This window comes from Patescibacteria group bacterium (genome assembly GCA_028711655.1).
In the GTDB taxonomy this organism is placed as follows: domain Bacteria; phylum Patescibacteriota; class Patescibacteriia; order Patescibacteriales; family JAQTRU01; genus JAQTRU01.
In genome coordinates this window covers 1-12193 of sequence record JAQTRU010000035.1, presented here as the reverse complement: position 1 = coordinate 12193, position 12193 = coordinate 1, and the positions used below count along the sequence as shown (strand labels likewise).

At 37.2% G+C, this 12193-nt stretch carries 15 protein-coding genes and 2 tRNA genes; 6 read left to right on the top strand and 11 right to left on the bottom strand.

Features of this window, described 5'->3' with window-relative positions; genetic code table 11:
* Nucleotides 1-33 precede the first annotated feature (33 nt).
* Nucleotides 34-537: a hypothetical protein gene (locus PHQ42_04300; protein MDD5071925.1), complete on the bottom strand. Its 504-nt coding sequence runs from the start codon at nt 535-537 to the stop codon at nt 34-36.
* A gap of 140 nt (nt 538-677) precedes the next feature.
* Here PHQ42_04300 and PHQ42_04295 point away from each other — a divergent pair.
* From PHQ42_04295 to PHQ42_04275, 5 genes are all read left to right on the top strand, one after another.
* A tRNA-Ser gene (locus PHQ42_04295) sits at nt 678-764 on the top strand.
* A 5-nt stretch (nt 765-769) separates the two neighbouring features.
* Entirely contained in the window at nt 770-1186 is a 417-nt protein-coding gene (locus tag PHQ42_04290) for a GIY-YIG nuclease family protein (GenBank protein ID MDD5071924.1), read from the top strand.
* Nucleotides 1187-1226: 40 nt separating this feature from the next.
* On the top strand, nt 1227-1652 hold the full coding sequence (locus PHQ42_04285; protein ID MDD5071923.1) for a hypothetical protein: 426 nt from the start codon (nt 1227-1229) through the stop codon (nt 1650-1652).
* A 158-nt stretch (nt 1653-1810) separates the two neighbouring features.
* Nucleotides 1811-1897: transfer RNA gene (locus PHQ42_04280), tRNA-Ser, on the top strand.
* A 199-nt stretch (nt 1898-2096) separates the two neighbouring features.
* On the top strand, nt 2097-2660 hold the full coding sequence (locus PHQ42_04275) for an ATP-binding protein (GenBank protein ID MDD5071922.1): 564 nt from the start codon (nt 2097-2099) through the stop codon (nt 2658-2660).
* A 61-nt stretch (nt 2661-2721) separates the two neighbouring features.
* Here the strand turns inward: PHQ42_04275 and PHQ42_04270 are convergent, their stop codons facing one another.
* On the bottom strand, nt 2722-3471 hold the full coding sequence (locus tag PHQ42_04270; protein MDD5071921.1) for a ZIP family metal transporter: 750 nt from the start codon (nt 3469-3471) through the stop codon (nt 2722-2724).
* Nucleotides 3472-3564: 93 nt separating this feature from the next.
* Between PHQ42_04270 and PHQ42_04265 the strand changes: the two genes are divergently transcribed.
* The gene (locus tag PHQ42_04265) at nt 3565-4104 is read left to right on the top strand and encodes a S1 RNA-binding domain-containing protein (protein ID MDD5071920.1); all 540 of its coding nucleotides are present in this window, start codon (nt 3565-3567) and stop codon (nt 4102-4104) included.
* A gap of 53 nt (nt 4105-4157) precedes the next feature.
* Here the strand turns inward: PHQ42_04265 and PHQ42_04260 are convergent, their stop codons facing one another.
* From PHQ42_04260 to PHQ42_04220, 9 genes are all read right to left on the bottom strand, one after another.
* On the bottom strand, nt 4158-4958 hold the full coding sequence (locus PHQ42_04260) for a double zinc ribbon domain-containing protein (GenBank protein ID MDD5071919.1): 801 nt from the start codon (nt 4956-4958) through the stop codon (nt 4158-4160).
* Nucleotides 4959-5117: 159 nt separating this feature from the next.
* A complete protein-coding gene (locus PHQ42_04255; protein ID MDD5071918.1) occupies nt 5118-5477 on the bottom strand; it encodes a hypothetical protein in 360 nt (119 codons plus the stop codon).
* A 50-nt stretch (nt 5478-5527) separates the two neighbouring features.
* Nucleotides 5528-5656: a hypothetical protein gene (locus tag PHQ42_04250; GenBank protein MDD5071917.1), complete on the bottom strand. Its 129-nt coding sequence runs from the start codon at nt 5654-5656 to the stop codon at nt 5528-5530.
* 85 nt (nt 5657-5741) lie between these two features.
* Nucleotides 5742-6005, bottom strand: a complete 264-nt coding sequence (locus PHQ42_04245) for a hypothetical protein (protein MDD5071916.1) — start codon at nt 6003-6005, stop codon at nt 5742-5744.
* A 405-nt stretch (nt 6006-6410) separates the two neighbouring features.
* Entirely contained in the window at nt 6411-6767 is a 357-nt protein-coding gene (locus PHQ42_04240) for a hypothetical protein (protein MDD5071915.1), read from the bottom strand.
* 11 nt (nt 6768-6778) lie between these two features.
* Complete coding sequence (locus tag PHQ42_04235) at nt 6779-8239, bottom strand: Eco57I restriction-modification methylase domain-containing protein (GenBank protein MDD5071914.1); 1461 nt, start codon at nt 8237-8239, stop codon at nt 6779-6781.
* 570 nt (nt 8240-8809) lie between these two features.
* Nucleotides 8810-9388: a hypothetical protein gene (locus PHQ42_04230; protein ID MDD5071913.1), complete on the bottom strand. Its 579-nt coding sequence runs from the start codon at nt 9386-9388 to the stop codon at nt 8810-8812.
* Between the two features lie 3 nt (nt 9389-9391).
* Nucleotides 9392-11635, bottom strand: a complete 2244-nt coding sequence (locus PHQ42_04225) for a trypsin-like peptidase domain-containing protein (protein MDD5071912.1) — start codon at nt 11633-11635, stop codon at nt 9392-9394.
* A gap of 24 nt (nt 11636-11659) precedes the next feature.
* Complete coding sequence (locus PHQ42_04220; GenBank protein MDD5071911.1) at nt 11660-11914, bottom strand: hypothetical protein; 255 nt, start codon at nt 11912-11914, stop codon at nt 11660-11662.
* Nucleotides 11915-12193: the final 279 nt, after the last annotated feature.

Sequence of the window (12193 nt, the reverse complement as noted above, 5' to 3'; positions counted from 1 at the left end):
TAAAATTTTTATTTCAAAAAATATTTTTTAACCTTATAATTTTAATAATTTGGCCAGTTCCTCGGAAAGGGGCCGGTCGGTTCTGTCTAAATCTTCCGGCAGATACCTTAATAAATTTTTTCGAATCAGCAAGGGATTCATTTTTTCCAAAGGGATAGACAGTCTCGGACGCAAAGGGTTGTTAAATTCAAAATATAAATTTTTTATTGCCTGCTTTGGCTTGTAGACGATGGAAAAATTTTTTAAGTCATCATAGTCATGAAATTTTTTTCCCACTATCACCCCTTCTTCGGTTAAAGAGATTTTTATTAAATCCGGTTCCTGGCCGTCGCGCAGGATAATAACAATAGCGGCGATTATGATAATAACGGCAAAGAGAAAATTACCGGAAAAAAAAGAATAAAGAATAAGCGAAAGGCCCAAGATGCCGTAAAAAATATACCAGCCGCCGCCCTTATTAAGTTTGTCGTATTCCGGTACCTGCCAGCCAATATTTTTTAGCTCCGATTCCCTTGATTTTTCTTGATTTTTAGGCATATTTTAAGATTGACAACATTGATTTTATCTTATATATTTATTATAGCACAAAACAAGAAAACACGAAAACATTAAAATACGAAAACAAACGATAGTAATTTTAAATGTTTTTGTGTTTTCGTGTTTTTGTGAATAACGATGGAGAGATGGCTGAGTGGTTGAAAGCAGCACCCTGCTAAGGTGTTGAACCTTAACGGGTTCCGAGGGTTCGAATCCCTCTCTCTCCGCACTTATGGCGAAATGGGGCCTAAAGCCTCATTTCGCCATAAGAGAGGGAAGAGAGTTGAGAGAAGCCTCTCCCCGTTTCGGCACCGAGGAGTCTTCGAATCCCTCTCTCTCCGCCTTCGCGCGCCGTAGCGCGCTTCGGCGGACAAAGTCCGCCAAGCGCGTGAAGGCGTGGTTCGCCTATTATTTTATGTGGTATGCGCATATTTTAGATTGTAAAAACAATAAACTCCACATAGGTTGCGCGGATGATTTAAAGAATAGATTGGAAGGACATAAAAAAGGGCGTGTCATGGCAACAAAAAATATAAGGGTGATAAAATTACGTTGTTATTTTTTTAAAGATAAATACATAGCCTTTAAATTTGAAAAATATCTAAAACCTGGCTCCGGGCGGGCTTTTATCAAGAGGCATTTTGTGTAAAGTAAATTTTTTTGTTATTTATAAATTTTTATACAAATTTATGAAAAAAACGACTTTAATTTTAACTGTAATAATTTGCCTGGTTGCCGGTTATGCTTTGGGCAATTTTTTCCCCTTAAACATTTTTGCCAGAAGCCAATTAAGTAGTCAGTTCAACCTGCCAATTTTAGAAGACAAGGGGATTCAAGGCGATGCTCGGCTGGAAGTAATTCTAAAAATGGATGATGGCCGGCCTTTGAACAATGTGGAAGTTGATGTGGCCGAAGAACCTGGACCGCCGCCGATTGGCGGAGTGGCCATAAGCGATGATAACGGCTTAGCGGTTTTTGATATAAAATCGGGCAATTATTTTATTTTTTTCAACGACAATAACTTCCCGAAAAATGTAAAAAATCCGGAAGCCCAGGCAGTAGAAGTAAAAGCGGGTGAAGTTAACCAAAAAATCATAATCTTGACTATTCAGTAATCGGGAGGGATGCCAGAGCGGTCGAACCCCGAAAATTGTTTCGCAATAACGGGGCAGGCAGGACAGTCTTGTCAGCCAGAGGCTTCATGCCAGAGGCAGACAGGGATTCGCCCTTGGCGGAAAAACTTTACAAATTTAATAGTTTCATATTTTTATATGGAGGGGTGTCTGAGCGGTTTAAGGAGACAGTCTTGAAAACTGTTGACCATGAAAGTGGTCCGCGAGTTCGAATCTCGCCCCCTCCGCTTTCTTACGGGGTCTTGCCAGCCAGAGGCTTCATGCCAGAGGCAGACAGGGATTCGCCCTTGGCGGAAAAACTGTTGGTCCTTCACGGGTTCCCGGGGTTCGAATCCCTGCCCTTCCGCCATATATTGAGTTTGATTTGCGGATGAGCGCTTGTCCGCTTTTGGCGGAAATAATCCCCCGCCATTTTTATCAAAACATATGTCCGTTTCAAAGGTGATTTTAATATCCGGACCGCCCTGTACGGGCAAAACCACCCTAGCCAGGACACTGGCAAAGAATTTTCAGTTGCCGGTTATTAATTGCGATCCGATAAGAGAAATTTTATATGACGCTTTTGGCTGTTTTGATTTAGAAACATTTAATAAAAACAGAAAAGTCAGTTTTTTTCTGATGTTTAAAGTTTTAAAATTATTTCTTGGTTGCGGCCAGAATTTAATAATAGATTCAACTTTTTGGTCAAAGGGGATTAGATTAAGAATACAAAAACTGCAAAAACAGCATAAATTTAAGTGCTTACAAATTAATCTTAAAGCTTCAGGGCAGACACTTTGGGAAAGATATCGGAAAAAAATGTCGTCAAAGCGCAGGCATCCCGGTTATTTAGACCATTTAAGAGAAAAAGAATTAAAGCGAAAAATTATCAGGGGGTTTTCGCCTCCGCCCAAGATAAGAGGCAGGACTTTGGCGATAGATACAACGGATTTTAAGGAAGTTGATTACGGGGAGTTATTAAAAACAATAAAAAAATTTTTAAAAGAATAAATTTTAAAATATTTTCCTAAATAAAAAAACGCCTTGGAAGCGCTTTTTTTGTATAAAAAATTTATTCAAGCCAATATTTTAAGCCGAGCATAATGCCAAGGCCGGCAAGAATAAACAATAATTGGCTTAAAGATTGCCAAGGCCGGGAATCTTTTTTAAGCTCCGGAATCAAATCTGCCGTAGCAATATAAATAAACCCGCCGGCGGTAAAGGGGATAATAAAGGCGGAAAAATTTTCTACTTGCGGACCGATGATTAAAGTAATTAAAGCGCCTAAGACAGCCAGTAAGGCGGAGAAAAAATTAAAAAATAAAGCTCTAGCCCGGGAATAGCCGGCATGGATTAGAACGCCGAAATCCCCGATTTCCTGGGGGATTTCATGGGCGATAACCGCCAAACTTGTTGCCAGCCCCAAAGTCGGGTTGATTAAAAAGGAACCGGCGATAACCAGGCCGTCAATGAAATTATGCAGGCCGTCGCCGACCAAGTTCATCATCCCCAAAGGATGGGGATGGTCCGGCGAAGTTGGGATATGGCAATGCCGCCAGCAGATTATTTTTTCTAAGATGAAAAAAATAATAATCCCGCCCATAGCCATAAGCCAAATAAGCAGCCCCTCGGACTCCTCAATCGCTTCCGGCAGGAGATGGAAAAAACTGTCGCCGAGTAAAGTGCCGGCGGAAAGGCTTACGAAAAACATGGTAATTTTTTTCAGCTTTTCCGGGCTTAAAGCCAGGGACAGAGCGCCAATAAAAGACAAGAGAGAAACGATAGTGACGCTTAAAAGCGTGTAAAGATAGATTTGAGTCATGTTGACAAAATTTAAAATTATTGTTAGTTTAGAAGAAAGTTAGATGGTTCTTTAACGGAGTTATTTCTCATTTTTCGCTTAAGGAGGATAGCGATGGACAAGCTCTGGTTTATTCTCAAGAGGTTTTTCCTTGAGTTGTTCGGGAAACTTTTTTTTGGCTCAAAAGTCGGCGTGGTAAAGATCCCGGCTGGATCTATCGGAAAAATTCTCGGAATCGGCGGCAAATCAATTAATGCCATCAGGAGAATATGCAAAGTTCAGCTTTTTATAAAGGATAATGGGGTTATCTTTATTTTAGCAGAGAATAACGGCCAAGGCGATATAGAGATGGCTAAGAAATGTATTGACTTGCTTGTTAACGGTCCGAAAGTCGGACAGATTTTTAAAGGGAAAGTGAGCCGGATTTTTAACTTCGGGGTCTTCATAGAAATTTTTCCGGGAGTTGAAGGGCTGTTGCATATCAGTAATATGAAGACAAAATTCGTTGCAGGGGGGAGTATCACAGGCATAAAGGAGGGATCTTTTGTCAGTGTTTTTGTGGATTCTTTCTATGCCGAGAGTTCAGATCGGATTAGATTGTCGCAGAGGTTTCCCAAAAGGCCTCGGGCGGAAGATTTTTTTCTTGCCGCCTGATCCAAATAGTATTTTCGTAAAAGTTCGGGATAGTATCTTCCGGACTTTTTTATTTACCCCCTGGCGATTACCAGCCCCCAAACTTCCTGGGCGCCGGCTTGTTTTAGTATTTTAGCGCATTCTTCCAGGGTGGAACAGGTGGTGGCGACATCGTCCAGGAGGATTATCCTTTCATTTTTTAAATTTTCACCCTGCCAGGAAAAGCATCCCCGGATGTTTTCTCTCCGTTTTTCCGCGTCCAGCTTGGCCTGCGGGGTCCGGTGTTTGATGCGAAGCAGGCCGAAAGAAATTTTCAAGTTAAAATGTCCGGCAACAACTTGGGCAATCGCCTTGGTTTGGTTAAATCCCCGCCAGCGCTCTCTTCTCTTGTGCAAAGGCACGGGAACAACCAAACAATCTTCAAAATCAAATATTATTTCCGGCGCTTTTTTTGCCTTGGCAATATCCTCCCGGCCCAGGCCGGTTTTGAGAATATTGGAATTTATCCGGGCTTTATTGATTAAATTGCGTAAAAATAAAACTAAAAATTTTCCCAATATTTTTGCCAGATCTTTGGCAAAATGATATTTCAGATTTTTAATCAGCAGGGCGATAATCCTGTTTTCATAATTTCCCGCCACCCAGACGCCGTCCAGAAAATAGGCGGGGGAGCAGGCGGGACAAAAATTTCCGAAATCATTTGATTTTTTGCAGCCCGGGCAGAATTGGCCGCTTTCCACCGGCAGTTTTCTGAAACATTTTTCGCAAAGCCAGACGCCTTCGGTCCCGCAGCCCAAGCATTCAATCGGGAAAATTAAATCTAAAATAAAATTACGTGAAGACAAGACGTGATTTAGAAAACGTTTTTTATCCATTTTTTATCTGTCATTGCGAGGAAGGAGTCCCGAGTCTTCGGGATGACTGACGAAGCAATCTCTGGTTTTATAAATAAAATAATATTTAAAGCCCGTATGTCTTTTGCTCAACCAGAGATTGCTTCGTCGCTTCGCTCCTCGCAATGACAAGAGGGAGAGTTAAGCTACTTTATTATTAGTTAAAAGAAAAGCCGCCAGTCCGGCTAAAACCAAAAGTCCTGAAATAATGATTAAAATAATTTTCCATTTTTTCTCTTCCGGAGTTAGGTCACCCCATCTTTGCCGGTTTTCTTCCCACTTATCTTTATTTGCTAGGCCGATTATAGTGAAAATCGCTCCCATAGCAGAAAGGGCGTAATTTTTTAAAGGCAGGCCGCAGGCAAGCCAGATTATGCCCATAATAAAAAAGGCGTAATAATCCGGCGGCCTCATTTTCCCCTTATTAATAATTAAGGCCAAAATTAATAATATAACCAAAAGAATAGCGACAGAAATTAAAATCCAAGGTGTTGTTTCCATATAACTTAGTGTTAATTTACAATTTTCGATAATTTCGGCACATCTAGAATTTATTTATTTTTATCCAATAGAATATCTATAATTGTATTTCCCGCATCTTTTAAAAAATATAAAACAGTACCACCAATTATAATTCCAGTCGCTACATTAATAATAAATGCCCAATCAAAGTAATTCATATTTTTATTTTAATAGTAAATGTTTTATTCCTTGCCTCACAGCAGTCTCTGCTAAGGACTGTAGTGAGGCGCCGTATGGAATTTTCTATAAAAATTCAATATATTCCTTTTTTCCGTCAACAGTAACGGGGAACACTTTATCAAGTATTTCTTCGGGTATTTTTGGTTCTCCCTCTCCCACCCAACAAAAATCCAGTTCCGCTGCTTTAGGATGGGCGGCTCCTTTTTCCCAACCGGCTTTTTCTAAAAGCTTGTAGTCTTCCGGGGTGGCTTTGTCCATATTTACACTAATGAAAGCATCTTTTTTGCGCTCCGGATTAGTTGGTCCTCCTTCTGGCGATATTGGCATATTTTTTAATAACTGCCATCAGGTTCAGTTACTAGTTAAATTATTAATAAATTATCAAGTAATATTTCAGCTAACGTTTCGGTGTATACGATGCCCCGCATCTTGCGGGGTATGGGTGGAGGTCCCGAAGCCCAAAACACCTATATACTTTTGATATGATGAGTTATTTTTTCAATAAATACCTCATAGTTATTTAATATTATTGTATTGCCGAATACGCTGGTTACGTTGGTTGATGTTTGTATTGGAGAATCAGGTATTTGGTTTAAGTAATATTTTTTATATTTTGTTTTTGTTGTAATCGTGGAATGATCACAATTCGGAAATTTTATTATGAGCAGTAGAGTTTTAACAGGTGTATGAAAAAAATTATTAGTATTGTCTTTGGACAATGCGATGTATTTATCAATATTGTGAGTAGTAAGTTTTTCCCATTTTGTGATTACGCCCTTTCTCAAAATAATTATTTGAATTTTGAGAATAATTGTTCATTACAAATTTTACACCAATACCGGCTAAATCATCTCCGTCTTTTGAAATTAATATGTCAACAGTTTTTCCCATATATCTTCCATTAAGTTTTCCTTCTTTGCCGTCTCCCACCCCAAGTGATTTAATCTTATATTTATCACCCAGCCTGTCTTTTATGTCTTTTGCAATTGCACCATGTAATACGATTAGTTTTTTATTACTTCTCGAGTGTGTTTTAAGGAATTTTAAAAAAGATTGTTTTACTGTTTGTAGAAATTGGTTATTGGTCATAATATTGTAAATTAAAATAATGCTGGTTGAGATTTATGAAATTGGGGATGAACGAAGTCCTTCAAAAAGCTTTTTGCGTATGATTTATACCCTCCGCGATAGCTTTTTGAAACCGAATTGATATATTCTTCCATTAAATTTGAATTTAGCGCCTCGCATAATTCATAAAGATCGGTGTCGTTTTTCGGTTTAACGCAATATCCTGCATAAAAACTGGTTTTTTCATCTTCAATTACGTAAAATCGAGGCGTAAGATTCATGGTGCTGGTAATAATTTTCTTGCCGAAACTTGTTTTAAGTCCCTGATTTCTTCCGAAAGCGTAAAATTCTTCATAATTTTTACCGCCGCCCTTATCTCTTGTTTCTAAAATATTGCGTTTTTGCAGAAAATATTTATACGCCTCGGGGTAATTTTTTTGAAAAATATTTTTAGGAATTATTTTTTCATTTTTATACGGAAAAATCAGAAAAAGATTTTGATTTTTCCCTTTGTAAGTTGATGCTTTAATGATTGGAACGCATAAATCTTTTTCAATTTTGAAATTATCAAAATAAAAATAATCTCTATCATTTTTATCTGGTGAAAAAACATAGGCGTCATCTTTCAGAGTAGCTATTCCGTAATGAATATTGGCGACCTCCTGAAGCGTGGAATATTTTTTATTAAGCTTAACGATTTTATCTAAATATTTTTCATCAAAAAATTCCCACCTTTCCGATCGCATGTGTTGAGCTGAAATTTTTTTATACTCTAAATTGTTAAAATCGCTTTTAAAATTTTCTGCGTATAAAAAATTTTCGGTTTTTTCATTTTGCAAAAATGTAATTGCCGTATAAGCGGTCGCGTCTTTAAACACTTGGTAGTGGTCAAAGTTTATTATTTTTGTTAAATGCGGAAGTATTAAATTGCGCAAATTTTTTCCTGCCGCCGAATGAAAATGAGAGTTTGGCGTAATAAAAGCGATTTTGCCGCTTTTATTTAATAATCTTAACGCTTGTTCAAAAAAACAAAAATATAAATCAATTGATCCATTTGAGGCGGTGATATAATTTTTTTGCAACTGTTCTTTTCTTCCGTTTAAATTTTGTATGCGGACATAAGGAGGGTTGCCGATTATGAAATCAAATTTTTCATCAAATTTATGGAAACAAAAATCATCAGCTATCGCGTTATATTTTTTGATTTTTATTTTTGATAATTTTTGTAATTTTTGTTTTGTTTTTTCTGTATATTCTTCCGATATGTCGGTAAAATAAATATTATCTTCAATTACTTTCTCTATTTTTTTTCCTGATAATTTTGAGAATTTTTGAGCCGCAATAACCGTAAAAACTCCTTCGCCGCAACCAGCGTCTAAAATTCTTTCATTACCGCTGATTTTATAACTATTAAATACTTCTTCAACCATAAAACCAGCCACCCATTCGGGAGTAAAAACAACACCATTTTCTTTTTTGATAGTTGTATTCATATCTGCCTATATTATAGCGTATTTTAACATAAAATAAAAATCGTCTTTTTTGCGATTTCATGAGCAAAAAAGACACCTTATACCCCTCTTTAATTAAATGAAAAAGAAATTTGAAAATTTTTTAAAACAATTGGGCGATAGCCCAAAAAAGAAAAGGAATATTTCAGCTAACGAATACCGATATCAGAAGTCCCGATGCCCGAAGGGTTCGGGATTTGGGAGAGGGGCGAGCCGAGCCCCGAACCTGATATCGTGTTGTTGTACGACCCGAAGACTCAAATTTTTATACCTTATTAAAATTAATATTTATAAAAATTTGAGGGTGAGAGCGCAGCGCGGCAAGGATTTCCTTTAGATGTGCGTGAAAAGAAATACTGATTTTAATATATATTAAAATACTGATTTCCCGTGAGTTTTTGAAAAGCAAATCCGCAGAGTAAATTTTTTATCTCGTTTTAATAACTCTAGATCTTTTCTGAAAAAAAAGAAAATTTGATTTTTTTCGTTTTGGGCTTCGGGAAGAGGGGAATTAAAGGGGTGAATTCCCGAAGCCCAAAACTCCATATTTTTTTATTCAAATTTAGATTGCATTTTTTTGCGAAACTCTAAGCATTTAACTACTAATCCTAGAAAGGCCTTGTATTGTTCTATTAGATAGTCATATCTATCGAGTTTGAATTGATTATTTCCGAATTCTAAATTAATTTCTCCGACCAAGATATTTAATTCTTTATTAATTTCTTTTATCTTTTGGATATCTTCTTCAATCAGCCTGGTGCCCCAAAATCCCGCATTATCTTTGTCCCTGTCAGAATGTGCGATAAGGTTATTTCTACTATCCGATAGGCCGGCGTCATCAATCGTTTTTTTAATATGTATAGCCTTATTATTAAAAGAGCTTTTTTTATTAACGCATGTGATATTTTTTATTATATTTGGAATTGAATTTTTATTACCACCGGATTCAAGTATTTTGTATATCCGCAAAACGACATCATCTGAATATAAGGTTAAAACATCTAGTAACCAAATTGTACCAATAGTTTTAGCTTGCTGATTTAAGTCTTCTATTATTTCTAAATTAGTGTTTATTATTCTGATGTTTTGATTTAGTAATTCAAGATAGGATTGTTTTATTACACTTTTCATAATTTATTGAATTTCGCCAACATCAATTTTTCTGATGTCGCTGTTAGTAATACCCAATCCAAATTCGCGCATAATACTAAAAGCGTCTGCTGGACGATTAAGGTAATATCCTTTTAAATTAATTGGATTGATATAATACGCTTCGCCGTTTTGCTCAACGTCCAATAAAATTTTTCCAGACAATCTGCTGGGAAATTTTGAATTAAGATAGCTTGTTAGTTCGCTGTGTTTGATTCCTAGACCTAAATTCCGCATAATAGTAAAAGCGTCTGCGGGGCGGCCTAAATAATATTTTTTCTTATCGTCTGGAAAAACATACCAGCCTTCGCCATTTTTTTCAACTTGAAGCAAAATATTGCCGCTAACTCTTTGTGATAGGGCATTATCTATTTTAGTAATTAAGGATTTTTCATCCTCTATGACATTATTGCTTTCTGTTTCGATTTTAACATTCTCTTCGTCTCCGGTTATATATAAACCCAAAGAATCAATCGTGCTTAAATCCATATCCTCCAACATAGCCGAAACTCTGGAATAATTATTATTGTTTGTGCTGTAATTATATGCTATGGAGTTGTTGAGCCAGCTATTAATTTTATTTACGGACAATAAATATCCCAATGAATTTAAGCTGCCTTTAACTACAGCAGTAGGAATGCCAATAAAAGTACCATTTTTTAAATAAGCACCGCCGCCTGAATTGCCGTGTTCAATTATCGCAGTTGTTTTTAAATAATTACCATCCACTCCGCTAAAATCTCCGCTGGTGTAAGTAATTTTAGTTCCGAATTTCGCCGGATAACCATAAGTAGTAAGTATTTCTCCTAGCTGAATATTACTACTATTACTTTGCGAGATATTTACCGAGGTTAATGTTTTATTGCTCGGATTTCTCATTTTTAAAACCGCAACATCTGCGTCGCTTGATACTTTATATATATCAGCTATTTGCCGGTCGCCGAAATACGGCTCATCGTCATAATCGTCAATAAACCCAACCCAGCAACCGGCCGTGCCGTCAACAACATGTTTATTGGTTAAAATCAAACCGGTTGAATTTATAACCGTGCCGGATCCTTGGCTCGCCATAGTGTTGCTTACCGGACAAACTAATTTCACAGTAGCTTTAACTATCGTATTTTGATTGACAACAATATCGGAATCCGATGGTGGCGTTTGATAATTTTGCTGAGGCGCTTCGCAATATTGCGAAGTTGCCGGAGCCGCCGTTTCCGCGGACGGGCAGTCATAACTTCGGCTGCAGCTTCTCGTTTGGACTCCTTGCGGCGAGCAAGTTCCCCAATTGCCGCAGTTCCAAGTATCTGCAGAACAAGCAGGAGTGTAAGTGCAGGATTGAGATGTGACTGGCGATTGCGTTCCGCCTTCGCAGTTTGAGGTTTTATTGCAAGATCGCGATTGTGTACCATTTGAGGAACATGTGCTCCAAGAACCGCAGGACCAACTAGATGAGGTACATTCCGGTATGTAGGTACAAGATTGAGAGGTGCCCGGAGCTGAAATGCCACCGCGACAATCTGAAACCTTATCACAAGTTCTAGTTTGTTGACCATTAGGGGAACAAGAATTCCAGCTTGTGCAAGACCAATTTAGAGATGTGCAAGTGGGCCAACAATCTCTTTCTGTTTCTGGAGAAATTCCCTCTACGCCATTACAATCATATGATAAGGAACAGGTTCTTCTCTGAAAGCCAGTCTCAGAGCAAACATTCCAGTCAGTACACTGCCATTCGTCAACACACGCTAATGACCATGAAGAATCTGCTATATTTTCAGCACAAATACTAACGTCTAAACCATTCTCAGATATCGCATTAAGATCTTTAGGCACAACAAATATATATCCCGAACTCATAATGCCTTGCCTAAATTGTTCAGTGTCGCCCCGTGTACTATTGCCAGGATTGCCTGACATATTAAGGTGATACTCTATTTTATTGTCACTCCAAGACCTAATGTTATCACCTAAACCTGGACTTTCAATAAATGCCAGCTCGTTTGTAGGGTCAACAAAATAAATAGAACCAAGGTTTTCACCAAAACCACTGCCATTAATTGTAATAACATTGAAAGGTAAAATTTTAGTTGGAGAAATTGAATCGATTTTCCCGTAACTTACATCGCATTCCCAACTTTTTGTGAGATTATAATAACTGCCAGCTACCACATTATTTAGATTGCCTATAAACATTAAAAATAATATAGTTATAAATAGATATACTTTTCTCATATATTTTATTTTTAATTAAAATAATTATTTTAAAGAAATTATAAGCGCAATAAATGATATAATCGTAGTTATTATCAAAACTGCTGTCGCAATAGTTTGGTTTTTATACGCAGAAAGTTGCATAGCTTCCGCAGCAGTTAAAATTAGACCGCATTTTTTACATTGAAAAACTGCGGGGTCAATCTCTCCTCCGTGCCCTTTATTTGTGTTTGGGCTAGCTTCTCTCATTACCGTCCATTTATGATAGCATTTATCTCTATTTTTATTTTTATCACTCATTTTGATTGATTATAAAATTATTAATAAATCGTCTTCGCAGCGGAGCGGAGAAGACACAATATTTCCCCTTTTAAAATAAATAAAAAATCAAATTTTCGTCGTGTTAATCCGCAAGTACTCTAATATTAGTATAGATAAAAAATTTATTTCGCACAACGTTCGCGTGTATGAGAAGTTTCGCCGACTTCCTTATTTTTTATCAATAGAGGAGGCGAAATTTGGGTGAATGAAAAAGTGCAACCTTTGAAAATTATTTAACGCACTTTTTCTTGAACCTCA